The following is a 26,170-nucleotide window of genomic DNA, read 5'->3' on the forward strand; positions in this document are numbered from 1 at the left end:
CATTTAACTTCTTCTCAATGCAGGAAAATTTTTCTTTAAAAGCTTATAATACTTTTGGTGTAGATGCAAAAGCCAAATACTTTACAGAGGTACATTCGGTGGAAGAATTGATTGAATCTCTCAAACCCTTAAAATCTCAACCTTTACCGCTTCTTTTTTTAGGAGGAGGAAGCAATGTTCTATTTACTCAGGATTTTGACGGATTAGTCGTTCAGCTTAATTTAAAAGGAATTTCAGAAGAAGTAATCAACGAAAATGAAATTCTGGTAACCGCAAAAGCAGGAGAAAACTGGCATGAATTTGTGATATTTTGCTTAAATAAAAACTACGGCGGACTGGAAAATCTGTCGCTCATTCCCGGCAACGTAGGAACTTCACCTATACAAAATATCGGAGCTTACGGAACCGAAATAAAAGATATTTTTGTAAACTGTAAAGTTTTAAATCTTAACACTTTAGAAGTTGAAGAATTTGATCTTAAAAAATGCAGATTCGGCTATAGAGATTCTATTTTTAAGCAGGAAGGGAAAGAAAAATACGTGATTTTGGAAGTCACTTTTAAATTGACAAGAGAAAATCACATCATTAAAACCGAATACGGCGCAATAAAAACCGAACTGGAAAATTTGGGAATTCAAAAACCTACGATTCAGGATATTTCTAAAGCCGTCATCAATATCAGACAAAGCAAATTACCCGACCCAAAAGTTACCGGAAACGCAGGAAGTTTTTTCAAAAATCCAACAATTCCTTCAACTCAATTTGAAGATTTAAAGCGAAAATTTTCAACTATTCAGGGATATCCGAACGGAGATTTCGTGAAAGTTCCCGCAGGCTGGCTGATCGAACAATGCGGCTGGAAAGGAAAACAAATCGGAAACGTTGCTTCACACAAATTACAGTCTTTAGTCATCATCAACGCAACCGGAAACGCAAGCGGAAAAGAAATTTTTGATTTTTCTACGATGATCATTGATTCTGTGAAGGAGAAGTTTGGGATTGAATTGGAGAGGGAGGTGAATATTATTTAAAAAAATCATAATGTCAAAAGATTTAACCGAGAAAGAATTAAAAAAGTTAATTCAAAAGCATATTGATAAAATTGATTTTGTGAGAATTATTCTTGATGATGAATCTTCGATATCCGGTTTTATTGTGAAGTTTTCTGACGATTTTATAATGATTGAAGAAACTTATGATTTCTCAATGAGTGGAATCAAAATTGTGCCTTTCAAAAGACTTAAAAGCATTCGCTATAATAAGTTTAATAAAGTTTCAAAACATATTTATTCTGAAGAAAATCTGATTAAATTCAATTACAAAATAATAGATAACACTTCTTTAAAAAACTTCGAATCACTTTTCAAATCAATAAAAAAACAAAATTTCCATTGCATTGTTGAGAGCTCGAAAAAGGACAAGGATATTTTCTCGATTGGTGAAATTTTAGACCTCAACGAAAAATCAGTAGTTATTAAAAACTATGATGCTACCGGAAAAATAAACAAAAAGCCTCACAAAATTCAATTTAAAAACATAGAATTAATTAATTTTAATGATAATTACTCTAAAGTTTTTAGAAAGTATTTAAAAGAATAACAAAATTTAAAACAAACACACACAAATGAAAATTGCCATCATCGGAGCCGGGAACATGGGCTTATCTTTTTCAAAATCATTCCTGAAATACGAACTGATAAAGCCTGAAAACCTACACCTTATTACAAGAAACGAATCCAAAATTCAAAAAATATCGGAAGAATTTCCAAAATCAAAGATTTCAATTTTTGAAGAGGTTCATGAATTACAGGCAGATTTAGTTATCATTGCCGTAAAACCACAGGATTTTAAAAATGTTGCAGAAAATCTTCATTTCAGGCTAAAAGAGAACCAGATGGTTTTATCGATCATGGCAGGAATCAAGATTGAAAAAATTCAAAAATTATTGAATCATCCTTTAGTGGTGAGAGCAATGCCCAACTCACCCACTCTTCTGGGAATGGGAATTACAGGCTATACTTCTGCAGAAGGAATTTCTTTCAGTCAGCTCATCAATATCGAAAGGCTTTTAAACAGCACCGGAAGATCAGTGTATCTTGAAGACGAAAATCTTTTGGATGGGGTAACAGCTCTTTCCGGAAGCGGACCGGCGTATTTCTACTACATTGTTGATGCCATGATAAAAGCAGGAATGCAAATGGGAATTGATGAAAATCTCTCAAAACTTTTTGTAAAACAAACCATGTTGGGAGCGTATCATTTGATTAACAATTCCGATAAAAACTTAGAAGAACTGATAAAAGATGTTGCATCAAAAGGCGGGACAACCGAGGCAGCCCTGAAAACTTTTGAAGACAACAATTTTAAAGAAATTCTACAAAAAGGAATTTTAAACGCAGAAAAAAGAGCAAAAGAATTGAATGGGTAATAATCAAAATTTTTCAGCGGATAGTTGTCATTCCAGAGGAATCTAAACTGCTTTATTTTTAGTATGTTGAGATTCCTGCGGAATGACAAACTTTACGAAAAATTATTTCCTTAAATATTTCAAACAATCAAGTTAGCAAATCGTCTTTCGATAAAATTCTTCATTAAAAATCCTAAATACACGCCAAAAGTATTTAAAATAATATCGTCTATATCAAAAACTCCAAGTCTTGAAAAATACTGAAGTGCCTCAACAATCACAATAACAGAAACAAAAGTAATAATCAGACTTTTCAAATCTTTCAGCTGAGGGAAAACCCAACCTAAAAATCCGAAAGGAATAAACATTACAACATTTCCAGCAACAATTTTAAAAATATCAAACCAACTTACCGTTTCATGAATAAACCAAAGCGTGGAAACAACAGGCTTTATTCTTACAATATTATCTTCATACTGAAATCTTCCCATCCCAAAAAACATGAGATAGAGCAGAAAAATCGTATAAGGAAAAATGAAAAATTTGTAAAATTTCTTTAACATCATTTGCAAAGTTATTCATTTCAAAAACAGTAAATTTGTGTGTTAAAATAATTTAATGAAATACGTTTTACTTACGCTCATTTCAGCGATGCTTTTGTCCATATCATGGCCCACGTACGGAATTCCGTTTTTTATATTTTTCGCACTTGTTCCGCTTCTGATGATGGAACACGGCGTGTCTAAATTCTCACAGTTCAAAAGAAAAAGTTGGGTCGTTTTCGGACTCTCCTACCTATGTTTCATCATTTGGAACATCGTCACTACAGGTTGGTTATATGGCTCAAAAAACCCTGACGGAAGCCATTCGCTATTGGCAGTTGTTTTTCCGGTTTTGGTCAATTCGTTTTTATATTCATTGGTATTTCAATGTTATCACTGGTATAAAAATGCACAGGGAAGCTATTGGGGGCTGGCTTTTTTTGTAGCGATCTGGATGAGTTTTGAGAAATTTCATTTAAACTGGGAATTCACCTGGCCCTGGCTGAATTTGGGAAATGTTTTTTCAGATTATCCAAAATTAATTCAATGGTATGACACTCTGGGAGCAACAGGAGGAAGCTTCTGGATATTATTGATTAATGTTTTGATATTTTATACCATAAGAGCTTTTGAAGCCGGACGAAAAAGAAAAGACCTCATCAGAAATTCTTCTATTGTAGCATTATTAATCATTGTACCGATGATTATTTCTTTAGTGAAATTTAATAATTTTGATGAAAAACCAATTGGTGAAGTCAATGTTTTAATGCTACAGCCCGCTCTCGATCCTTATGCCGAAAAATATTCAAAAGACAGCATTACCATTGTCAACGAGTTGCTTTCACTTGCCGAACAAAATACAAAAGGTAAAATAGATTATTATATTGCTCCTGAAACAGCAATACCGGGAAGAGGTTCGATTTCAGAAGCTGCCTTTGAAAAAAGCGGACTTCTGAATGACGTGAAAGGATTTTTAGCAAAACATCCGGGCTCTGTTTTCACAACAGGAATTTCATCGCACCGACTTTACAAAAACGCAGAAAATTTACCCAAAGAAGCTTATCAGCTGAATCCTCAATTGTGGGTTGAGAGTTACAATTCTGCGATACAGATTGTTCCCAACCAAAAAGTAGAAGTTTATCACAAAGGGAAACTGGTTCCGGGCGTTGAGATCTTTCCTTACATGAGTGTTTTCAAGCCAATATTGGGCGACGCAATGCTGAATTTAGGCGGAACTGTAGCTTCTCTCGGAACAGATAAAGAACGTGTAGCATTTTCAAATCCTTACAATAAAGGAAAAATCGCTCCGATTATCTGTTATGAAAGTATTTACGGAGAATTTGTAACCGATTATGTAAAAAAAGGAGCCAACTTTTTAGCCATCGTTACCAATGATTCGTGGTGGGGCGTTACGGAAGGGCACAAACAACTTCTATCCTACGCAAAACTAAGAGCAATCGAAACCAGAAGAGAAATTGCCCGATCTGCAAACAGCGGAATTTCTGCCCATATCAACGCCAAAGGCGAAGTTTTGGAAGATACTTTCTATGGCGATCAGACTGCTTTATTTGCTAAAGTTAATCTTTATGATCAAGAAACATTTTATGTAAAAGCCGGAGATCTGCTCACCAGATTTTCGATATTTTCTTTTGGCTTCCTTCTTTTTTATTTTTTAATTAAACGGCTTCAGAATAAATTGCAGAAAAAGAAAGTGTAGCTATTTTAAATTACTAAAAGATGCATTTAAGATAAAAATTTAGAAATCGCTTAATAACGCTCTATCAAACAATTATTAAATCTGGTTTGACTCAAAATAAATTAAAAAGGCAAATTATTATTATAAAAGTTTTGTATAAAATTTGTCTGTCTAAAAAATTATTCGTTATTTTGCAACCTCAAATATTATACAAATAAGAACATCGAGATATGTCAAGAATTTGCCAGATAACAGGAAAGCGTGCAATGGTTGGTAACAACGTTTCCCACGCTAATAACAAAACGAAGCGTCGTTTTGAAATTAACTTATTGGAGAAGAAATTTTACCTTCCAGAGCAAGATAAGCACGTTACTTTAAAAGTATCAGCTCATGGATTGAGAATCATTAACAAGATTGGAATCGAAGAGGCTATCGAAAGAGGCATCAGAGAAGGATTGATTAAAAAGAACTAAATCATGGCAAAAAAAGGAAACAGAGTTCAAGTAATTCTTGAATGTACAGAACACAAAGAAAGCGGTATGCCGGGAATGTCTAGATACATTTCTACAAAAAATAAAAAGAACACTACAGAAAGATTGGAATTGAAAAAATACAATCCGGTTCTTAAAAGATCTACCCTTCACAAAGAAATCAAGTAATTTATAAATATAACTTACCATGGCAAAGAAAGTAGTAGCAACCCTACAGAGCGGACAGTCAAAAAAAATGACTAAAGTCGTGAAAATGGTGAAGTCTTCTAAATCAGAAGCTTACGTTTTCGAAGAAAAAGTAATGAATGCAGACGAAGTTGACGCTTATTTGAAAAAATAATCAGTTACTTTATTTACAATACAGAAACTACTCATATTTTGGGTAGTTTTTTTGTTATCTTTGTGTGTACAAGACAAAGTAAGCTTATAAAAATCAAAATTCTAAGATGAGTTGGTTTAAAAATATTTTTAAAAAAGAAGAAAAAGAAACTTTAGATAAAGGTTTGGAAAAATCAAATCAGGGTTTCTTTGAAAAAATGACCAAAGCCGTAGTCGGCAAAAGCAAAGTAGATGACGAGGTTCTTGACGACCTTGAAGAGATACTTATCGCTTCCGATGTAGGAGCGTCTACCACCATCAAAATCATCCAGAGAATCGAAGAACGTATCGCAAGAGACAAGTACGTCAATACAAGCGAACTTGACCGAATTCTGCGCGAAGAAATCTCGGGATTACTGCTGGAAAATCCACAGGCAAATACAGGAAACATCGACACCTCAAAAAAACCTTATGTTATCATGGTTGTAGGGGTAAATGGTGTTGGGAAAACAACAACAATCGGAAAATTGGCTCATCAGTTTAAAGCTGACGGAAAAAAAGTTGTTTTGGGAGCGGGAGACACATTCCGTGCCGCAGCTGTAGATCAGCTCACGATCTGGAGTGAAAGAGCCGGAGTAACCATTGTAAAGCAGGAAATGGGTTCTGACCCGGCTTCTGTTGCTTTTGATACAGTACAAAGCGCAGTTGCACAAAATGCAGATGTTGTCATTATTGATACCGCAGGAAGGCTTCACAATAAAATCAATTTGATGAATGAGCTTTCTAAAATTAAAAGAGTGATGCAGAAAGTAATTCCTGATGCTCCTCACGAAATTTTGTTGGTATTGGATGGTTCAACCGGACAAAATGCTTTCGAACAAGCAAAACAGTTTACAGCTGCGACCGAAGTCAATGCTTTGGCAGTAACAAAATTAGACGGAACCGCAAAAGGTGGTGTAGTAATCGGAATCTCTGATCAGTTTCAGATTCCTGTGAAATATATAGGCGTTGGTGAGAAGATGCAGGATTTGCAATTATTTAATGGTACGGAGTTTGTAGATTCATTTTTCAAGAAGAGATAACTAATCTTTATTTCTTAAAAAATAAACCAAATTATTAACGTTAAAAAATTAAAACTATGGGATTCATTACATGGATTATTTTCGGTCTGATAGCAGGAGCTCTTGCTAAATTAATTATGCCAGGAAAACAAGGTGGTGGTTGGCTTATCACTATTATTTTAGGAATTGTAGGTGCTTTTGTAGGCGGTCTTATCGGCGTCTATGTTTTACATTGGGGAGATGTAGATTCCTTCTGGAATTTTAAAAGCTGGTTTCTCGCTATCGGTGGTGCAGTACTGGTTATCTGGCTTTATGAAATGCTAACCAAAAAGAACTAAAAATTTCACATAATAAAAAATCCGGATTTGAAAATTTCAAATCCGGATTTTTTATGAACAATATAATTTAGTTGATTTTAATCTGATAAGGCATTTCCATTTTTACTTCAGACTTCAGCTTTTGATCTGTAATCTGTTGGAAAATCTCATAATTTGCTTTACCAATTTTATTTTTAATTACTCTTGCAGAAATATCGTCTTCATTTAAATCTTCAAAAATCTGCTCGAATGCTGTCTTTTTCTTAGGATAAGAAGAAACCTTGTAAGATTTTAAACCTGCTTTTTGTGCGGCAAATTTTACAGCATCTTCAAGACTTCCCAGCTCATCTACTAAACCGATTTGTTTTGCACGGGTTCCACTCCACACTCTGCCTCCACCGATCGCATCAATATCTTCAAAAGATTTTTTTCTGTTTTGAGTCACAAAGTGTACAAATCTTTTATAGGTACCTTCTACACTTCTGGTCATCAAATTTACTCCGTAAGGCGTTAATCCATTTAATGAAGAATAATATGCTGCATTAGCATTCGTTGCAACAATATCAGAACGTACGCCGTTTCTGTTTGCCAATTCTTTGAAATACGGCAATACACCAAAAACCCCGATAGATCCTGTAAGTGTATTGGGTTCAGAATAAATTTTATCAGCAGCCATTGCAATATAATAACCGCCGGAAGCAGCATAATCGCCGAAAGAAACAACCAAAGGTTTTTTCTTTTTTAATTGCTGAAGTTCAAATAAAATCTCGTCTGAAGCATTTGCACTTCCTCCGGGAGAATTAATTCTTAAAACTACAGCTTTTACCTTTTTATCATCCTGCAGATCTTTGATATATTCTATATATTTATCAGAATAAATTTCGCTGTACTCATCACCATTGTTGATAGAACCTGAAGCATAAAGTACCGCTACTTTCTCTCCGGCTTTGTCATCGTCGGTAAAAGAATCGATATATTTCGTCAGAGAAATTTTGTTTAATTTATCATCTTCCTTTAGACTAAGTTTGGTTCTAATCATCTGATCATATTCAGTTTTCTGAATAAGTTTATCAGCAAGCTTGTATTGCAAACTCTGATCTGGGATCATTCCGTACAGACTGTCAACTACAGTTTTAAACTGAGCAGCATCCATTTTTCTTGATGATGCTATTTTAGAAGCAGTATTACCCCAGATATCATTCAAAAGCGTGCTCAACTGCTCTTTGTTTTCAGGGGAAATATCATTTCTTAGAAATGGCTCAACCGCAGATTTGAACTTTCCGTGTCGGATCACCTCAATACCAATTCCGTATTTTTCAGCAAAGTCTTTAAAGAAAGTCACTTCTGTTGAAAGACCTTTCAACTCAATTCCGCCAGATGGATTAAGATAATACTGATCTGCAACAGATCCTAAATAATAAGAAGACTGGGAAACCGTATTGCCATAAGCATAAACAAATTTTCCACTCTTTTTAAAATCCTGAATTGCCGCCCTTAAATCGTCAATTTGTGTAATTCCGGCATTCAGATTATCAACCTCAATGCTGATACCTTTAATATTATCATCTGTTTTGGCCTTTCTCACTGCCTTCAAAACATCATATATAAGCACACTTGTATTTTTTTCGCTCATACTAAAAATACTTTGCTGATCTTCTGTAGGACTGTCAATAATATCTGTTTTAAGGTTAATTGTCAAAACAGAATTCTTTTTTACACTCACAGATTTTTCATTACTCATTGATCCAAATGCAATCATTATAATAAAAAAGAAGAAAAACACAACACACAATATCGCAATTGCGACTATATTTGCCAATACATTTTTAAAGAAACTCTTCATAAATAATCATTTTTCAATATGTCGCAGCATAAGGTAGTTTTGTTACTGGGAAGTAACATTGGTAATAAAAAAAATAACATCGATACCGCATTGGAAAAGCTAAAAGAAGTAGGTGAAATATTAAAAAACAGTGAATATTTAACATCTGAGCCTGTAGAATTTGTAAGTTCAAATAATTTTTGTAATATTGCATCAATAATATTTACGCATCTCTCACCAATTCAGCTTTTGAATTTTATAAAAAAAACTGAAATTGAAATGGGGAGGAGTAATGATTCAAAGATATCGGGAAGCTATACAGATAGAATTATAGATATTGATATTGTTACGTATGATGCGATAAAGTTCAATTCAGAAAGATTAGAGATCCCTCATAAAAAACATCTTTTTGAAAGAGATTTTTCCAGAATATTATTAAAAGATTTTATTTAATCAAAAAAACATAAAACATATTGTATGAAATTAGGTTTATTCTTATTGGCCACTTTGCCTATTGCAACTTATGCTCAAGACAGTATTGCGGTTAATACTTCAGACCAGTATCCCAATACTTTTTCTTCTGGTTCTGCAAATATTCAAAAATTTGACAACAAAGCAAGACGATTCAACGATTGGTCCGTATCAATTGGTGGAGGTCCCGCTTTTATGACCTTTGCAGACGTGAAATCTTTTTACGGAGATAAAATCAATTGGGGTTGGAATGCTTACGCAAGCATTGATAAACAAATCTCACATACTTTTGGTGTGAGTTTGCAATACCAGATGGGGGAAACCAATCAACAAGCCCAACTTCCAGCAAATCCTAAAGCGGGTGTTGCTAATGCTTGGACGAAATTCCATCAGGTATCAATATTGGGAGACATTAACTTTTCAAATCTTTTGAGAAGAGTTGATAACAAATCACCTTTCAGATGGGCTCTTCACGGGTACTTGGGAGGAGGATTCCAAGGTTACGAAACCGAATTAATTGATAATGACATATCTCAATGGCAGACAAACCCACCCAATTTTCCAATCATGGTGGATCAGAAATTAGGGATTGCATCATTTTTCATGCAGGCCGGAGTTGGTTTAAAATATAATGTATCCAGACTGATTGACGTAGAGGCAAGAGTAATGTATATCAACAGCTTCGATGAAGAATTCGATGGCGGTGGCGGTGTACGAGAAGTTGAAGGATCAAATGGATACAGACTTAATTATAATCTGATCAATGATTCTTATTCTGATGCAATGATGGCTTTCAACTTAGGATTATCATTCAAGTTAGGAAAACATCAGTCCCATTTAGCATGGCACGACCCATTACAGGAGGTTTATTACAAAACTCATCTTCTTGAAAACACTGCAAGTGATCTTGTAGTCTGTACTCAGGGTGACAATGACAATGACGGAGTTTGTGACGACTGGGACAGAGAGCTGAATACTCCTTCCGGAGCAAGAGTTGACGGTTCAGGTGTCGCTTTGGATATGGATCTTGACGGTGTTATTGATTTATATGACAAGTGTGTTACTGTTGCGGGAGTTGCAGATAACAGTGGTTGTCCTAAATAATCACGATCAAAAAATAAACAAATCATTTAATTAACTAAATAAAAAAAATACACTATGAAATTAAGTTTAGCAATTGTTGCATTTGCCTTAGCAGTTCCTACTGTGGCGTTTGCACAAGATTCAATAGCGGTAGTTTCAAATGAAGGATATCCAAATACATTCTCATCAGGATCTGCTAACGTATCCCCATTTACACAAAAATCTAAAAGATTCAACGATTGGGCCATCTCATTTGGAGCAGGAATACCTTTAGTGCAGTCAGCAGATTTAACATCAATAAAAAATGGTAACGGAAAAAATCTAATCGGTTATTCTGCTTATGTAAGTGTTGATAAAGCGATCACACATGCTTTTGGAATTAATTTGCAGTATGACAGAGGAGAAACAAGACAAGGTTGGTTCAACACTAAAGATGCTGCTGTTGCAGGACAAGAAGGAGCAAGAACTCAATATGATGCAATCTCAATCTTAGGAGATATTAATTTCTCAAATCTTTTAAGAAGAGTTGACAACAAATCTACCTTCAGATGGGCACTTCACGGTTATGCAGGTGTTGGTACACTGGCTTACAGAGCATATCTAAAAGATGCTGCGGGTCAGAGACTGATGACTGAAGTGAAGCCTTTCAAATTTGGTTCTTTCTTCGGTCAGGCCGGAGCAGGACTTAAATTTAAAGTAAACAGAAGAATCGATCTTGAAACAAGATTAATGTATGTTTACACAGGTGATGATGAATTTGATGGTGGTGGTGCACAGTATAGCAACATAAACAGAAGAGAAGACCAGATTTCTGACAATTTCTTCAATGCTACTGTAGGTTTATCTTTAAAATTAGGAAAACACGAATCTCACTTAATGTGGCATGATCCATTACAGGAAATCTATTACAAATTAGATGTTTTGGCTAACAAAAATCAGGATATCGAAGTTTGTAAAAAAGGTGATGCAGATAACGACGGAGTTTGCGACGATTGGGACAGACAACTTGATACTCCTGCAGGTGCAAGAGTTGACGGTGCAGGTGTAGCTCTTGATGCAGACTTAGATGGTGTAATTGATCTTTACGATAAATGTGTAACAGTTCCAGGACCAGTTGAAAATGATGGTTGTCCTCTTACTCCTACTACACCTACAGGTCCTGTAAAAGAAGAGATAACAAATATGGAAGGAATTGAATTTGATTTGAATTCAGACAGAATCTTACCTTCAAACACACCGATCCTTAACAATGCTGTAAGTTATATCAATTCTTCAAACGGTGCTTACACTGTAATTGGAGCAACTGATACAAGAGCTTCTGATGAGTATAATCAAAAACTATCTGAAAGAAGAGCAAACAGTGTGAAAAACTATTTAATCAAAAATGGTGTAGATTCCTCTAAGATCAATGCTGTAGGTAGAGGTGAAAAAGACCTTAAATACCCAGAGTGTGAGCCTGCTACTAAATGTCCTGAATGGAAAAACAGAGCAAACAGAAGAGTATATTTCGAAGCTAAATAATAAACTTCTTACATATTTTAAAGGTCACGCAATGCGTGACTTTTTTTGTTAAATTAGTTTCTCTATTTTTACACTATGATTTCGTCACACGATTTTCAGGAGCTAAAAAGCAAAACCCTTAAACATTTTTGGGGTTATGACACCTTTAGAGATTCTCAAGGTGATATTATTGACTCTGTAATCATCGGAAAAGACACTTTGGTATTGTTACCAACCGGTGCAGGAAAATCACTTTGCTATCAGCTTCCCGCCTTACTTAGAGAGGGAGTATGTCTTGTAATCTCCCCTTTATTGGCGTTAATGAAAGATCAGGTCAATCAATTAAAATTCAGAGGAATTGAAGCTGAATATCTTTCTTCTGAACTTGATGATTTTGATGCAGAAGTTATTTACAACCGCTGTAAAGACGGATTAACCAAATTACTCTATGTTTCCCCGGAAAGATTGACAAATTTTCAGTTTATTCAGCAGATTGAAGAGATACAATTATCGTTCATCGCAGTGGATGAAGCACACTGTATTTCAGAATGGGGTCAAGATTTCAGACCGAGCTACCAAAATATAAAAGATTTCAGAAAAAACAATCCTGAGATTGCCTGTCTGGCCTTGACGGCAACTGCAACACCGAAAGTTTTAGAAGAAATCAAAAATAAGCTTGAGTTAAAAAAGCCGAACGTTTTCCAGAAAAGCTTTAAAAGAGATAATATTAAAATTTTTTCAGAAGAAGTTTCTGACAAATATCAGCGGATTTTTAATATTTTAAAATACGCCAAAGAATCCGGAATCATCTATGTAAGGACGCGAAAGGATGCAGAACTACTTACCGAATTTCTTCACAGAAATAAAATTACCCATGTAGATTATTTCCATGCAGGTTTAACGACAAAGGAAAAAAACGAAAGACAGAATTTCTGGAACAACAGTGATCAGAACGTATTGATTTCCACCAACGCATTCGGAATGGGAATCGACAAAGACAATGTGCGATTCGTTATTCACTTCTCCCCTTCTCAGTCGATTGAAAATTATTATCAGGAAATCGGGCGTGCCGGAAGAGACGGGAAAAAAAGTTTTGCATTCATGCTCTGGAATCAGCAGGAAGTTTTAAATTTTGATCAGATTTTGCGAAATCAAATTCCCAATAAAGCTGAATTTCTGAAGATCATTTCTTATCTATATTCAAAATTTCAGGTGGCAGAATTTGAGCTTCCTGAAAAAGTTTTTCAATTAAATATTTCCGGAATTCAAAATTTCACAAAATTATCGACAGCAAAAATTAAAAATGTTTTAAATTTTCTTCATACCCAGGAAATCATCTATTATAATAGCAACAAAAGCTTGTCATCGCTGGAACTTTTGATCAAAGCAGATGAAATAGATCAGATTCCTCAAAAAGATGCTTATTTTATTGAGCTTCTTCTGCGTTCAGTTTCAGGAATTACTACACACAAAGTAATGTTCAGCGAACAAAAAGTGAGTGATAAAATCGGCGTAAGCATCCATTTAATTAAAGAGAGATTAAAAGAATTACAGCAGAAAAATTATCTCGAATATATTGACGGAGCTTTAGCGAGTGTCAAATTCCTAAAACCAAGAGATGAACGAGTAACGACCAGCATCTACTGGAAGCTGTTTGAGCAGATTCAGAAAAACAAGATTCAGAAGTGGGAAGAAATGAAATTCTATATCGAAGATTCCACATACTGCAAAATGAAACTGATTCTTGCGTATTTTGGGGAGAAAAATTCAAAAAACTGCGGTCAATGTACCGTTTGTGAAAAAAATAAAAAATCTATTTTTGGGAAAAACATATCTTCAGAAATTGTTAATTTATTAGCTGAAAAACCAGCAACCATTGAAGAACTTTCAATTCAGTTAAATTTTCATGATAAAGAAGATATTTTAGAAAACCTCATCTTTTTACTTGATTCAGGAAAGGTAAAAATGCTGAACTTTAGAACTTACGCATTGAAATAAGCAATAAGCAATAAGCAAAACTAAAAGACTTTTCCATTTACAACCTTTTAATTTTTTAAATAAATCAAAGAAAATTATCTTTGCAAAATGAAATCATTGAAAGTCGTTTTTTTTGGTACGCCGGAGTTTGCAAAGACCGCTTTGGCTGCCATTCATCAATCACATCATGAAGTTGTAGGTGTCGTTACTGTTGCTGATAAAGCAAGCGGACGCGGACAAAAGATCAATCAGTCTGCTGTGAAAGTTTATGCTGTTGAAAACAATCTTCATGTTTTACAGCCGGAAAAACTCAGAAATCCCGAATTTTTAGAAGAAATACAAAGTTTAAACGCTGATGTTTTCGTTGTCGTTGCCTTCAGAATGATGCCGAAAATTTTGTTTGAAATGCCAGCAATCGGGACTTTTAACCTTCATGCTTCTTTACTCCCTGATTATCGTGGTGCTGCACCTATTAATTATGCTGTAATAAACGGTGAGGAAAAAACAGGAGCAACAACATTTTTCATTAATGAAAAAATTGACGAAGGAAATATTCTTTTACAGGAAGAAATTCAAATTTTACCCGACGAAAACGCAGGAAGTCTTCACGACAGACTGATGGAAATGGGCGCAAAATTAATTGTAAAAACTCTGGACGGCTTATCTGAAAACTCTATCACAGAAAAACCACAGCCGCAAGTTGAACATCCGAAAAATGCCTTTAAAATATTTAAAGAAGACACCAGAATTGACTTTAATAAATCATCAAAAGAAGTTCACCAGTTCATTTTAGGAATGTCACCTTATCCGACAGCTTTCACGACTTTAAAAATTGGAGAAGAAGAAAAAGGGCTGAAAATTTACGGTGGAAAATTTGAAATTTCTGATCACGGAAAAACTTCGGGCACTTTAGATATTTCAAAAAACGAATTTAAAATTTACACAAAGGACGGAGTTTACTTTCCTCTCGAATTGCAGTTAGAAGGAAAGAAAAGAATGAACGTAAAAGATTTTTTAAACGGATTTAGAAATTTTGACGAAATAAAAATGGCTTGATTAACTCAAGCCATTTTTTTATATATTAATTCATCACAAGTGACGATTCACCTTTAAAGCTGAACCATCTCTGTTACTTCAACATCATAACCGCCAACTTGTGGCTTTACATTAGGATTTTGAGTAATTACTTTAAATTTATTGATTCCTAAATTCTTTAAAATCTGCGTTCCGATACCGTAATCTCTGTAGTTGAAAGCAGCTGTAGGATGCTTTTGCTGACCGTCCTGATAATTTAAAAACTGTTGCAATTTTCTTAATGTATTTTCAGAATTGGAAACGTTATTAATGAAAATAATCGCTCCTTTGCCTGCTTCATTAATCATATTGGTCACTTTTTCCAACTGCGGTTTTTCACCATTATTCAGTCTTGTTAGTACATCGAAATACGAATCCGAAGATTGTACTCTTACCAAAACAGGCTCGTCAACCGTCCAAGATCCTTTGGTTAATGCGAAATGAATCTGATCGTTAGACGTTTCTCTGAAAGCTAAGAAATGAAAATCACCATATGCCGTTTTCACATCTCTTTCTTCAATTCTGTCGATAAGATTTCCTTTTTTAAGCTGATAGTGAATCAGATCTTCAATCGAAATAATTTTCATATTGTGTTTCTGAGCAAACGCATACAGTTCCGGTAGACGAGACATGCTTCCGTCTTCATTCATGATTTCACAAATAACACCCCCTTCTTTCAAACCTGCAAGACAGGTAAGATCAATGGCAGCTTCTGTATGTCCGGCTCTTTTTAAAACGCCACCTTTCTTTGCACGAAGCGGGAAAATATGACCGGGACGCATGAAATCTGTAGGTCTTGATTTTTCGTCCATCAAAGCCAAAATTGTTTTAGCTCTGTCACCTGCAGAAATTCCGGTAGAAGTTCCGTCACCCAAAAGATCAACAGATACGGTAAACGCAGTTTCTTTAGGGTCGCTGCTTCTGCTTACCATGATGTCTAAACCAAGCTCGTCACATCTCTTTTCAGGAAGCGGCATACAGATTAGTCCTCTTCCGTGGAAAGCCATAAAATTAATAAGTTCAGGAGTTGTTAATTCGGCAGCACATAGGAAATCTCCTTCGTTTTCTCTGTCTTCATCGTCTACCACTATGATTATTTTACCATTTTTAAGGTCTTCAATAGCCTCCGGAATAGTATTTAATTTAATATCAGACATTTTTACTTTAAATTTTCGCAAAGATACTCATAAAAATAAGCATCAACAATTAATATGAATGGTTTATTAGGCTTCGGATAATGAGTCTGCAGCTCTTTTAATGAGTTCGTACGATTGTAATCTTTTCTGGTGATCATAAATATGTGAATTGATCATCAACTCGTCAACCTGATATTTTTCCTGAAAGTTTTTTAGCTGTTGGGCAATTTCAGATTGATTTCCTATAAAACTAAATTTCAGTTTCTGTAAAACCATCGATTTTTCCACGGGTGACCAGATATCATCCATATTTTCAACTGGTGCTGGAAAAGGTTTTCTGTCGTTTCTTATAATGTTGATAAATGCCTGAAACAAAGTCGTGGAAAGCAAATGGGCCTCTTCAGAAGTTTCTGCCGCTACTCCATTCACGCAGGCAATAATATAAGGTTTGTCCAAATATTTTGAAGGCTCAAAATGTTCTCTGTAAATTTTAAAAGCCATTTCCATTTGCTCCGGAGCGAAATGTCCGGCAAAAGCGTATGGAAGACCAAGCTCTGCTGCCAACCAAGCACTGTCTGTACTTGAACCCAATATATACATCGGAATATCTAATCCTTCACCGGGAATCGCACGGACCAAAGCATCAGAATTTTCTTTAGAAAAATAAGTCTGCAATTCTAAAATCTGTCTTGGGAATTGCTCGTTGATGATCGCAGGATTTCTTCCCAAAGCTTTCGCCGTCAAACCATCCGTTCCGGGAGCTCTTCCCAAACCAAGATCAATTCTTCCTGGGAAAAGAGATTCAAGAGTTCCAAATTGTTCGGCAATCACCAATGAGCTGTGATTGGGAAGCATAATCCCTCCCGAACCGACTCTTATTTTTTTTGTTCCGTTGGCAATAAAACCGATCAGGACTGATGTTGCAGAACTGGCAATGCTTTCCATATTATGATGCTCGGCAAGCCAGAATCTTTTATAGTTTAAATTTTCAGCAAAGTTTGCCAAAGACAAGCTGTCCTGAAAAGTATCGTAAATCGTTTTTCCCTGCTTTACGGGAGCGAGGTCTAAAACAGATATTTCAAAATATTTCATTTATAATTAATTTGAAATACAAATTTAAAGTTAATAAATCGCATTAGTTACTTTTTGTAATTGATGGAATTGATTGATGTGTTGTAGGAAAAACTATTGAGTATTTAATGACAATTTGATCTGAACATATTTAATTGTAACTTACAAGTAATAATTTAGAATAGATAAAATGAACAGATATCCTCCAAAAGAAGTAATAAAAATTTTAAGAAATGAATCAGGTTTCCAATGTTCTATATCTAATTGTGAAATTCCTTATTTAGAATATCATCATTTTGATCCTCCGTGGCATACTGAAAATCATCATAATCCCGAAGGAATGATTGCCCTATGTCCTATACATCATAGACAGGCAGACGTTAAAACCTGGACTAATGGACAATTAAAAAATTTTAAGAAACACAATCAAAATATAAATTCATCAAATATTGTATCAGGTAAATTCAATTACCTACGTAATAATATCTTAATGTATGCTGGAGGAAACTATTATTATAACAATTTAAAAGCAGAAATATGTTTAGGAAAATACCCTTTAATATGGTTTGAGAAGGATGAAAACAATATGAAGCTTTTAAATATTCTTCTTTTTGATAGATTGGGTAAGATATTTTTTAATCTTGAAAATAATTCATGGAAAATTAAAGATGATATAAAGGACATAGATTGTCCTCCTAATGGTAGAAGCTTAAGAGTTGACTTTATTAATGGCAATTATGTGAAAATCGAATTTAAAGAGTTAGAAAATGTCAATGATTTAAGAAAAAATATTTCTCAAAATTTGATATCTAATTTTGAACAAAAACTGCCAATCACATTACTAAAGGTTAATTTAAAGCTAGTAGAATTTAATATAAATTTTCAAGCGAATAAAATGTTATTCGGAAACAATATAATGACAGATTGCTTATTCAGTGAAAATAATGTTGGGATACAATATGGAACATAATTTTTGTTCAATCTGTTACCAATATCGGTGTAAAATCCTACTTCCCTTTCTCCTTCAAAAAATTAAAATGATTAATCAAAATCCTAATTTCATTAAAATCAAAATCGTTGGGTAGCGCAGTTTTCCATTCGTTTAGAGTTTCTTTTGGATCGTTTTTAAAAGCCTTTTCGAAAGTTTTTATTTTATCTGAAGTAATCACTCTCGACAAATCAAGCAAACCTTGCTCGGCAAATCTTGCCAAATGTCCCAAAACAGTCTCTTTTACCAAACCTCTTTCCAAAGCAATTTCTGAAATGGTTTTTCCTTGTTCAAACAACTGGAAAGTCAGAACCTGAGAAGGGACCTTCGCAATTTTCATGCTGACTTCTTTATCGTTTTTTTCGTCTAAAAGTTTCGTTTCCAGAAGATGAGCGGTTTTCAGACCATTCAGATAATCTTCAATATCTTCGAGCCAGCTTCTGAGTTCTTCATTGTAATTTTTCAGACCTTTTACTCCTTTTATTTCAGAATAAAATTCTTTTAACGGACTGAAAATTTTGTCTTTCACTTCACTGAAAAAGAAATTGACAGCGCCTTTGGTTTTACTTTCAATCTCGCTCCATTCCTCCGTTTTATTGATGAAATTATTGACCTTCTGGAAAATGATCCGCTCCAGTTTTTCAAAAATTTTACCCAGATTAACAACGTCACGTTTCAATTGAAGATACAACTGTTTGGATTTTACATGGTCAATGCTTTTTGTGGTGATTGAAAGGTTATTCCACAACTCCACTTCTTTTAAAAGCCATTGAGAATCGACAGAACGAAGCACTTTTCTGATGCTGTAGTCATACTTTTCTCTATTCAAAATTTCCTCAACATTGTCGTTGGCAAAAGTATCACCCTGAAACTGAAGAATTCTGTTGTCTTTAAAAATAACTTCGGGAGTAATTTTAGATTTTAAAACAATACCTTCCAAAGTACGGCAACGCGATAATGCCACATAAACTTGACCTGCGGTAAAACTTTTTCCGGCATCGATGATTACTTTATCAAAAGTCAAACCCTGACTTTTATGAATTGTCACCGCCCAAGCCAATTTAATCGGAAACTGCTCAAAGCTCCCTAAAACTTCTTCTTTAATATTTTTTTCGACGTCTAATGAATATTTTTTCTGTTCCCAGACCTCTCTTTTTACGGTTATTTCTCGCTCGCTGCCGTCTAAAATTACTTTTATTTCATTTTCGTCTAAAGCAGAAATCTCACCTAATTTTCCGTTAAAATATTTTTTCTCGCCGGAAATATCGTTTCTGATAAACATTACCTGAGCTCCAATTTTTAATTCTAAAAACTGCTCGTTCGGAAATTGATTTTCTTTAAACTCACCAAAAAGTTTTGCTTCAAAAGTTGACGGATCGACTTTTATTTCAGCCAATTTCTGCTGATTGATATCGTCTGCCAATTTGTTGTGTGAACAGAGATAAATGTAAGAATCTTCACCTGCATTAAAATCCGGATCAAATCTTTCATTTAAATGCTCAAAATCGATATTTGCAACGTCACCATCACGGATCGCATTGAGAATTTCAAGAAACTCTTCATCCGTCTGACGGTAAACTTTCGTCAGTTCAATCGTTAACAAAGGAATATCTTTTATCGCAAGACTGTCAAAAAAGAAAGGAGATTGGTAGAACATTTTAAGAATATGCTCATCTCTCACCACCGGCGGAAGCTGATATAAATCTCCGATGAATAACATCTGTACACCGCCAAAACGCTGGTTGTTTCTCCGGATAAACCGCAGCGAAAAATCCATCATATCCAAAACATCGGCACGCAACATTGAAACCTCATCAATAATCAGAACCTCAACCTCGCGTAAAAGCTTGAGCTTATCTTTTCTGTATTTAAAATGTTGTTGAAGGTCTGCAATATTATTACCCAAACTCCCGTCAATTCTATCTGTTGTCGGTAAAAAAGTACGCAAGGGCAACCCAAACATGGAATGAATGGTTACTCCACCAGCATTGATTGCAGCAATTCCTGTAGGCGCTACGACAATGTGTTTCTTTCTGGTTTTTTTTACAAATTCGTTTAGGAATGTTGTTTTTCCCGTTCCTGCTTTTCCGGTAAGAAAAACGCTTCGGTTGGTATGTTCTATTAAGTCAAAAAAATGATTATTCATCACTGCGAAATTACGAAAAATGAAAATAAGGAACGAAATTTGATAGCCTTAAAAAAATAAAAATCTACCTATGAAAAACTGGTTAATCAAAATCCCTATACTTGTATTGTTTGCAAGTCTTACGATTTTTTCGTGCAAATCTGCACAAAATAATGATCCAGCGGAAATGCCTAAAGATATTTCAGAAAGACCCGCAGATGAGAGTTCTCAAAAATATGATGAAGCGCAATTAGATAAATTAAAAGCGTCTATAGAATCAATGGTTACTAAAGAAAAATGTACAAATGCTGCAGACTGGGCTTTTTCTCCGTTGGGAACAAAAGCTTGTGGCGGACCGGTTTCATATATTGCTTATCCAAAGAAAAATGAAGCAACCATTCTTCCTAAAATTGAAGAATACACCCAAAAGATGTCTGAATTTAACAAGAAATACAACATTACCTCAGACTGTATGATGGCTGCTGAACCAACCGGCATAAAATGTCAGGCTGAAAAAGCAGTTTTGATCTATCCGTAATTAAATCAATTTTAAATATAATAAAAGCTCTGACTAAAATTTAGTTCAGAGCTTTTATGTTTTTATAAGATTCAATAAATTAATCTTTATACCAAGAAGAATATTTCACGTAATTATTTGCAATTCTGTTTACTTCTCCTTCAAGTAAATCAGCAGAAATATCTTTTATTTTTCTAGCCGGAACTCCTCCCCAAACCTCTCCGGATTTTATATGGGTTCCCTGAGTAACTACAGAACCTGCACCAACGATAGAATTCTCCTCAACCAGACAGTCGTCCATCACAATAGAACCCATTCCGATTAAAACATTATCCTTAATTCTGCATCCGTGAACGATAGCGTTGTGACCAATTGAAACATTATTCCCTATTTCTAAAGGAAACTTTTCGTAGGTGCAATGCAGCATGGCATTGTCCTGTACATTTACCTTATCTCCCATTTTGATGTAATTCACATCACCTCTTATCACCGCATTATACCAAATACTGCAATCTTTTCCCATCACCACATCTCCAATAATCGTTGCGGTTTCTGCCAAAAAAGTATTCTCTCCGATTTGCGGGGTTTTTCCTAAAAGTTCTTTTACAAGTGCCATATTTTTATTTTGAAATTGATATTGAGCCAATTAAAAATTAAACCTTAAATCACGAATTGTAAATTACAGTGATAGCAAAAATCTAACTCTCAATCTCCGGCTTCTAACTTCTAAATCCGTATTTTTGTATCTCAAATTTAAAGAAAAAATGCATACTATTCTTATAGAGCCGACAGAAAACCCGAAAGTGATGAAATTTGTAGCTGATTACAATTTGATTCCTGGGTCTTTAGAGTTGGACAGAAATTCAGATATATCAGAAATTCCTTTAGCACAGGAACTTTTCAACTATCCTTTTGTAGAAAGAATTTTCGTCACTGCCAATTTTGTTGCGGTTGCAAAACAGGATACCGTAGAGTGGGAACACATTGCTGAAAACCTGAAAAATGTAATTGAGGACGAGCTTTTAGCCAACCCAAGAATTTACCTTCAGAAGAAAAAAGAAATGGTTCAGATCTATGCGGAGATGACACCAAATCCTAATGTGATGAAGTTTGTTTCAAGCAAAATTCTGATGGAAGGTTTTGTAGAAGTAAAATCAAGAGAAACTTCGGAAGGAGTTCCTTTGGCTCAGGCAATTTTTAAAGATTTTGATTTTGCTAAGGAAGTTTTTATTTCAGATAATTTCGTTGCAGTAACAAGAGACAATTCAGTGGAATGGCATCAGGTAATGATGGCGGTTCGTGGTTTTATCGCTGAATACCTTCAAAGTGGTGGCGAAATTTCAAATATTGTCGCTCAGAAACACGAAAGTCCGGTTGAGAATATCATCAACAGAGATTATACAGACAATGAACAGAAAATTTCTGATATTTTAAATGAATATGTAGCTCCTGCAGTAGAAAACGATGGTGGAAAAATTTCATTAATAGAATATGATGAAGCCAACAAAACTGCAAAAATGCTTTTACAAGGCGCCTGTTCGGGATGCCCAAGTTCTACTGCGACATTAAAAGGTGGAATTGAAAATATTCTAAAACAATTTGTTCCGGATCTAGTTGAACATGTGGAAGCCGTAAACGGATAAACATAAGCAATAAATAATGAGTGAGAGCTAGTATTTTCTATATTGCTTATCACTCATTATCAATTACTCATTACATATATTATATGAAAGGAATATTATTAGTCAATCTCGGTTCTCCAAGATCAACCTCTGTACCCGATGTCAGAGAATATCTTGATGAATTTCTGATGGACGAAAAGGTGATTGATTACCGATGGTTTTTCCGTGCACTTTTGGTTCAGGGAATTATTTTAAATACAAGACCTGCGAAATCTGCCGAAGCCTACAAAACAGTCTGGACAGATGAAGGTTCGCCTTTGATCGTCATCACTCAGAAAATTCAGAAAAAACTTCAAAAATTGGTCGATGTTCCGGTAGAAATCGGGATGCGATACGCACAACCAAGCATCGAAGCCGGAATTCAGAAATTAGTTGATCAAGGTGTGACGGAAATTGTTTTATTTCCACTGTATCCTCAATATGCGATGAGTACTACTGAAACTGTGATTGAAAAAGCAGAAGAAGTACGCAAAAAGAAATTTCCGGGAATTAAAATCAATTACATTCAGCCTTTTTATAACAGAGAAATTTATATCGATTGTCTTGCAGAAAGCATCAGAGAAAAACTTCCTGAAAATTTTGATGCATTACAGTTCTCTTATCATGGAGTTCCGGAGAGACATATCTATAAGACAGATCCTACGAATACCTGTAATCTGAATGATTGCTGTTCTCGTGAGAACAATCCGAGTCACCAGTTTTGTTACCGTCACCAGTGTTTTGATGTGACCAATTCTGTAATTAAAAAACTTGGTTTACCAAAAGAAAAGGTAATGGTCACTTTCCAGTCAAGATTGGGAAAAGATAAATGGATGGAACCTTATACAGACGAAACTTTGGAAACCATCGGAAAAAAAGGAATTAAAAACCTTGCCATCGTTTGTCCGGCTTTCGTTTCTGACTGCCTGGAAACTTTGGAAGAGATTTCCGTTGAAGGAAAGCATCAGTTTGAGCATGGTGGTGGAGAAAACTTCCATTACATTCCGTGCCTAAATGATGAAGATCGATGGATTGATGTTGTAAAAACACTTTGCGAAGAAAAACTGAACGAGTTTTATTTCGTTTAAGTTTAATATTTTAAAATATATAGGACACTTGAGGATTCAAGTGTCCTTTTTTATTTAATTTCAACAACACCCCCATCAAAACACACAAACTATTTTAAAAAACATATTATTTTAAAATATTTGATAAATTTAATAGGGGTAAATTTGTTTTTTTAATATTTTTTTGTACTTTTACCCTATCAAAAGGTAAGGACAATATAAAATTTAGAAATAATGGACTCAAGTATAGAAATTCTAAAAAGAAAAATTGAAAGTTTCACTCCGGAACTTGCAGAGGCATTCATTAGAATCGTGGACAATTTAGATACGACTCCAAAATCTAATGTTCCTCAATTTCAGTTGGACGAAGTTTTTGAAAGAATTCAGTTTCATTCTGAAAATAATAATACGAAACTTGATTTCTTTGAGAGCATCACAGAACTTGAACAAATCTGTGCATAATGAAAGTTTTGCTGTCATCGATTGCAAAAAATGACATCAGAATGCTGATGCGGGTGTTTAATGCTGAAGAACAAAACAAAGACAAATACTTTTTGGATGATTTAAAAGAATCTATCAGTAAAATTCTTAGCCATTATGAAAAATTAGACATAAAAAGTAAGGAAGTACAGGTTTACAAAACCGAGAAATTCCCTGTTGATATTCATTATTTGTTTGAAGAAAATGACAGCCTTTTTATTACCGCGATTTTTAAGAATTAATTTAATTAAGACTTTTTTGACATTATTATATAGTTTGATTTTATCTGTAAAGGTCTTGTACACCTTAAACAGCAACCTTACAAATGAAAATTTTGTAAGGTTTTTTTTATCACTAAATTTTTCTTGATTATCTCACAGGCGTTCTGAATTCGCCATAACCCAACAATCCGTCATAATTTCTTCCAAAAGGTTTGTAATACAAAAATGCCTGATATAGATTTTCCGTCTGCCAGAAATTTCCATTGACTTCACCAAAATTTAAAGAACCATTTGCTTCTTTTGTAGCCAAAATATAATTGTAAAAACCTTGTTTCAGGAAAATTTTGGCAACATACTTTTTCTTTTCCGCATCATAAATCATTTGAGATTCTTTGTTTGCTTTAAAATCATTAAAACCGCCCAAAATATACAATTCTTTTTCCATCGGATCAGAATCTAAAGAAAAATGTACCCAAGAATAATCTGCCTCTCTCTCAGCATTTCTTTCTAATCCCAAATCATTTCTTCTGTAATAAAAAGCTCCGTTCACATCTGGTTGATATTGATAATTCAACGGATACGCCCAAACCGGATGAAGATAAGTTTGGTTGACACCATCTTTCAACCCTGTTTCATACACCATATCTGCAGGCATATTCATATTTTTATTATCAAAATAATAGAATTCATTGTTTCCGGGAAATACAATACTCATCTGCTGAAACAAAATCTGGCTTCCCAACGTAGAACTTGGTTTCAGATTGGTAATCTTCATATTCTGATTGTTATTCTGCATCACATTCAGCGTCATAGAATTCACATTTGATGACAGATCTCCACCTTTGGAAGTTGCCTGCACTTCTACTCTTTGGTTAACATTCGGATTTCTTGCGTCAGCAATTCTCGAGATATTTAAAGCTAAATTAACCTGATCTTCTACCAAAGAAAACCTTTTGGTGAAAAGCGGTTTGTCAGCAGAATCTTTATAAACGATGATTTCAAAATTTCCTGAAATTTTTGGTCTTATTTTATCATTGGGAAATTGTAAAGTGTAATGCGTATAAGCCTGAATCGTATTGAACGAGTACTGAAACTGATCCAAAAGCGCATTCATACTTCCATTGGCAATTTCTGTAAAAAACAAATTATCATCCTGCCAGTTTCTGTCGTAATGTTTAATCGTATATCGGTAAACATTACTGGAATTCGTCAAATCATCGAAACTCAACACTAATTGCTGATTCATATTAATAACAGGTGTCTCGTCATTGGTTTGAGGATTAAACAACTGAATACTTTGAATGTTCTGCCCAAAAGCTAAAGAACCTAAACTGAGTAAAAATATCTGCAACGTTTTCATTATGACGAAGATAACGAATCTCTAAAGAATATTGTATTTTTGATAAAAAAATATTCAGAATATGTTTCAAATAAAGGCTTTCGTCTTCAATTTTGCAAGTGAAAATACATACATTCTTTTTAATGAAAATAAAAATGCATGGCTGATCGATCCGGGAAATATGAATGATCAGGAAACTAATGTCATCGCAAATTTCATCAAAGAAAATGATTTAAAAATCGTAAAAATTATTTTAACTCATGCTCATATCGATCACGTTTTGGGTTTACAATGGGCTTTTGATACTTATAAAGTTCCGGTAACGATGCACGAAGATGATAAAGAAGTTTTGGACATGTTTCAGATCAGCGGAATGAGATTTGGATTTCAGCTTGATCACATCAACGTAGACTTAGAATATGTAAACGAAGGTGATGAATTGGATTTTGACGGAAAAAAATTTAAAATTTATCACGTTCCGGGACATTCGCCGGGAAGTGTGGTTTACCATAATGAAAATCAGAAATTTATCATTTCCGGAGACGTTCTTTTTGAAGGAAGCATCGGCAGAACAGATTTGTACAAAGGAAATTACGAGCAATTAATTGAAGGAATTAAAACAAAACTTTTTGTTTTGGATGAAGAAACAAAGGTTTTTTCAGGACATGGAAATCCTACCAAGATTGGTTTTGAGAAGCAGTATAATCCTTTTTTAAAGTAAATCTTCATTGAATTTTTTGACGTAAAGTTCGTCATTCCGTAGGAATCCAGATCTCAAAATGAACAATGCAATTCGTGTTTAGATT

The 26,170-nt window shown here is 34.5% G+C and carries 28 protein-coding genes; 21 read left to right on the forward strand and 7 right to left on the reverse strand.

The annotated features are described in order from the left end of the window. Window positions 1-17 precede the first annotated feature (17 nt). The 3 genes from murB to proC are packed head-to-tail and all read left to right on the forward strand — an operon-like array spanning window position 18 to window position 2,428. Window positions 18-1,031 carry a UDP-N-acetylmuramate dehydrogenase gene (gene murB, locus AC4FQ5_RS07240; RefSeq protein ID WP_491142007.1) on the forward strand — a complete coding sequence of 338 codons (1,014 nt, stop codon included), beginning with the start codon at window positions 18-20 and terminating at the stop codon, window positions 1,029-1,031. Window positions 1,032-1,041: 10 nt separating this feature from the next. Next, window positions 1,042-1,599 (forward strand): hypothetical protein, encoded by a 558-nt coding sequence (locus AC4FQ5_RS07245; protein ID WP_491142009.1) that lies wholly within the window; start codon window positions 1,042-1,044, stop codon window positions 1,597-1,599. Between the two features lie 25 nt (window positions 1,600-1,624). Then, a complete protein-coding gene (proC, locus tag AC4FQ5_RS07250) occupies window positions 1,625-2,428 on the forward strand; it encodes a pyrroline-5-carboxylate reductase (protein ID WP_491142011.1) in 804 nt (267 codons plus the stop codon). Between the two features lie 119 nt (window positions 2,429-2,547). Here proC and AC4FQ5_RS07255 read toward each other — a convergent pair whose 3' ends face one another. Further along, entirely contained in the window at window positions 2,548-2,973 is a 426-nt protein-coding gene (locus AC4FQ5_RS07255) for a VanZ family protein (RefSeq protein WP_491142013.1), read from the reverse strand. 52 nt (window positions 2,974-3,025) lie between these two features. Here AC4FQ5_RS07255 and lnt point away from each other — a divergent pair, with 52 nt between their 5' ends. From lnt to AC4FQ5_RS07285, 6 genes are all read left to right on the forward strand, one after another. Continuing rightward, a complete protein-coding gene (gene lnt / locus AC4FQ5_RS07260) occupies window positions 3,026-4,666 on the forward strand; it encodes an apolipoprotein N-acyltransferase (protein ID WP_491142015.1) in 1,641 nt (546 codons plus the stop codon). Between the two features lie 209 nt (window positions 4,667-4,875). Then, entirely contained in the window at window positions 4,876-5,118 is a 243-nt protein-coding gene (rpmB, locus tag AC4FQ5_RS07265; RefSeq protein ID WP_034760742.1) for a 50S ribosomal protein L28, read from the forward strand. A 3-nt stretch (window positions 5,119-5,121) separates the two neighbouring features. Then, entirely contained in the window at window positions 5,122-5,304 is a 183-nt protein-coding gene (gene rpmG, locus AC4FQ5_RS07270; RefSeq protein ID WP_027373683.1) for a 50S ribosomal protein L33, read from the forward strand. 19 nt (window positions 5,305-5,323) lie between these two features. Further along, complete coding sequence (locus tag AC4FQ5_RS07275; RefSeq protein WP_082002123.1) at window positions 5,324-5,476, forward strand: DUF4295 family protein; 153 nt, start codon at window positions 5,324-5,326, stop codon at window positions 5,474-5,476. A 106-nt stretch (window positions 5,477-5,582) separates the two neighbouring features. Continuing rightward, the gene (gene ftsY / locus AC4FQ5_RS07280) at window positions 5,583-6,536 is read left to right on the forward strand and encodes a signal recognition particle-docking protein FtsY (RefSeq protein WP_263003514.1); all 954 of its coding nucleotides are present in this window, start codon (window positions 5,583-5,585) and stop codon (window positions 6,534-6,536) included. Window positions 6,537-6,592: 56 nt separating this feature from the next. Beyond that, window positions 6,593-6,853, forward strand: coding sequence for a GlsB/YeaQ/YmgE family stress response membrane protein (locus AC4FQ5_RS07285; RefSeq protein ID WP_300351825.1), 261 nt, complete (start codon window positions 6,593-6,595; stop codon window positions 6,851-6,853). Between the two features lie 67 nt (window positions 6,854-6,920). Here the strand turns inward: AC4FQ5_RS07285 and sppA are convergent, their stop codons facing one another. Next, entirely contained in the window at window positions 6,921-8,675 is a 1,755-nt protein-coding gene (gene sppA, locus AC4FQ5_RS07290) for a signal peptide peptidase SppA (RefSeq protein WP_491142020.1), read from the reverse strand. Between the two features lie 18 nt (window positions 8,676-8,693). Between sppA and folK the strand changes: the two genes are divergently transcribed. The 5 genes from folK to fmt all read left to right on the forward strand — a co-directional run bounded on the left by folK (window position 8,694) and on the right by fmt (window position 14,741). Continuing rightward, window positions 8,694-9,107 (forward strand): 2-amino-4-hydroxy-6-hydroxymethyldihydropteridine diphosphokinase, encoded by a 414-nt coding sequence (folK, locus tag AC4FQ5_RS07295; RefSeq protein WP_491142022.1) that lies wholly within the window; start codon window positions 8,694-8,696, stop codon window positions 9,105-9,107. 24 nt (window positions 9,108-9,131) lie between these two features. Continuing rightward, a complete protein-coding gene (locus AC4FQ5_RS07300) occupies window positions 9,132-10,229 on the forward strand; it encodes an OmpA family protein (protein ID WP_491142024.1) in 1,098 nt (365 codons plus the stop codon). Window positions 10,230-10,283: 54 nt separating this feature from the next. After that, entirely contained in the window at window positions 10,284-11,729 is a 1,446-nt protein-coding gene (locus AC4FQ5_RS07305; RefSeq protein ID WP_491142026.1) for an OmpA family protein, read from the forward strand. 75 nt (window positions 11,730-11,804) lie between these two features. Next, window positions 11,805-13,706: a RecQ family ATP-dependent DNA helicase gene (locus AC4FQ5_RS07310; protein WP_491142028.1), complete on the forward strand. Its 1,902-nt coding sequence runs from the start codon at window positions 11,805-11,807 to the stop codon at window positions 13,704-13,706. An 87-nt stretch (window positions 13,707-13,793) separates the two neighbouring features. Next, the gene (fmt, locus tag AC4FQ5_RS07315) at window positions 13,794-14,741 is read left to right on the forward strand and encodes a methionyl-tRNA formyltransferase (RefSeq protein WP_491142030.1); all 948 of its coding nucleotides are present in this window, start codon (window positions 13,794-13,796) and stop codon (window positions 14,739-14,741) included. A gap of 53 nt (window positions 14,742-14,794) precedes the next feature. On the opposite strand, the gene ribB is transcribed toward fmt, so the two are convergent. Beyond that, window positions 14,795-15,916, reverse strand: coding sequence for a 3,4-dihydroxy-2-butanone-4-phosphate synthase (gene ribB / locus AC4FQ5_RS07320; protein WP_491142032.1), 1,122 nt, complete (start codon window positions 15,914-15,916; stop codon window positions 14,795-14,797). Window positions 15,917-15,982: 66 nt separating this feature from the next. Next, window positions 15,983-16,987, reverse strand: a complete 1,005-nt coding sequence (locus AC4FQ5_RS07325; protein WP_491142033.1) for an LLM class flavin-dependent oxidoreductase — start codon at window positions 16,985-16,987, stop codon at window positions 15,983-15,985. Between the two features lie 169 nt (window positions 16,988-17,156). Between AC4FQ5_RS07325 and AC4FQ5_RS07330 the strand changes: the two genes are divergently transcribed. Continuing rightward, entirely contained in the window at window positions 17,157-17,936 is a 780-nt protein-coding gene (locus AC4FQ5_RS07330; RefSeq protein WP_491142035.1) for a hypothetical protein, read from the forward strand. Window positions 17,937-17,973: 37 nt separating this feature from the next. Here the strand turns inward: AC4FQ5_RS07330 and AC4FQ5_RS07335 are convergent, their stop codons facing one another. Continuing rightward, window positions 17,974-20,100, reverse strand: coding sequence for a helix-turn-helix domain-containing protein (locus AC4FQ5_RS07335; protein WP_491142037.1), 2,127 nt, complete (start codon window positions 20,098-20,100; stop codon window positions 17,974-17,976). Window positions 20,101-20,170: 70 nt separating this feature from the next. Between AC4FQ5_RS07335 and AC4FQ5_RS07340 the strand changes: the two genes are divergently transcribed. Further along, window positions 20,171-20,617, forward strand: a complete 447-nt coding sequence (locus AC4FQ5_RS07340; protein ID WP_491142038.1) for a hypothetical protein — start codon at window positions 20,171-20,173, stop codon at window positions 20,615-20,617. A 79-nt stretch (window positions 20,618-20,696) separates the two neighbouring features. Here AC4FQ5_RS07340 and AC4FQ5_RS07345 read toward each other — a convergent pair whose 3' ends face one another. Next, window positions 20,697-21,212, reverse strand: a complete 516-nt coding sequence (locus tag AC4FQ5_RS07345) for a gamma carbonic anhydrase family protein (RefSeq protein WP_300351844.1) — start codon at window positions 21,210-21,212, stop codon at window positions 20,697-20,699. Window positions 21,213-21,360: 148 nt separating this feature from the next. Here AC4FQ5_RS07345 and AC4FQ5_RS07350 point away from each other — a divergent pair, with 148 nt between their 5' ends. From AC4FQ5_RS07350 to AC4FQ5_RS07365, 4 genes are all read left to right on the forward strand, one after another. Then, window positions 21,361-22,239, forward strand: coding sequence for a NifU family protein (locus tag AC4FQ5_RS07350; protein ID WP_491142040.1), 879 nt, complete (start codon window positions 21,361-21,363; stop codon window positions 22,237-22,239). Between the two features lie 83 nt (window positions 22,240-22,322). Further along, window positions 22,323-23,345: a ferrochelatase gene (hemH, locus tag AC4FQ5_RS07355; RefSeq protein WP_047444607.1), complete on the forward strand. Its 1,023-nt coding sequence runs from the start codon at window positions 22,323-22,325 to the stop codon at window positions 23,343-23,345. Window positions 23,346-23,558: 213 nt separating this feature from the next. After that, window positions 23,559-23,786: a hypothetical protein gene (locus AC4FQ5_RS07360; protein ID WP_491142043.1), complete on the forward strand. Its 228-nt coding sequence runs from the start codon at window positions 23,559-23,561 to the stop codon at window positions 23,784-23,786. Then, window positions 23,786-24,046, forward strand: a complete 261-nt coding sequence (locus tag AC4FQ5_RS07365) for a hypothetical protein (RefSeq protein ID WP_491142044.1) — start codon at window positions 23,786-23,788, stop codon at window positions 24,044-24,046. The genes AC4FQ5_RS07360 and AC4FQ5_RS07365 overlap by 1 nt, the downstream gene beginning before the upstream one ends. A 127-nt stretch (window positions 24,047-24,173) precedes the next feature. On the opposite strand, the gene AC4FQ5_RS07370 is transcribed toward AC4FQ5_RS07365, so the two are convergent. Next, window positions 24,174-25,385 (reverse strand): type IX secretion system plug protein, encoded by a 1,212-nt coding sequence (locus tag AC4FQ5_RS07370; protein ID WP_491142046.1) that lies wholly within the window; start codon window positions 25,383-25,385, stop codon window positions 24,174-24,176. A gap of 61 nt (window positions 25,386-25,446) precedes the next feature. On the opposite strand from AC4FQ5_RS07370, the gene AC4FQ5_RS07375 reads away from it, so the two are divergent. Continuing rightward, window positions 25,447-26,085, forward strand: a complete 639-nt coding sequence (locus tag AC4FQ5_RS07375; RefSeq protein ID WP_491142048.1) for an MBL fold metallo-hydrolase — start codon at window positions 25,447-25,449, stop codon at window positions 26,083-26,085. Window positions 26,086-26,170: the final 85 nt, after the last annotated feature.

It is taken from the genome of Chryseobacterium sp. DT-167 (genome assembly GCF_058310155.1).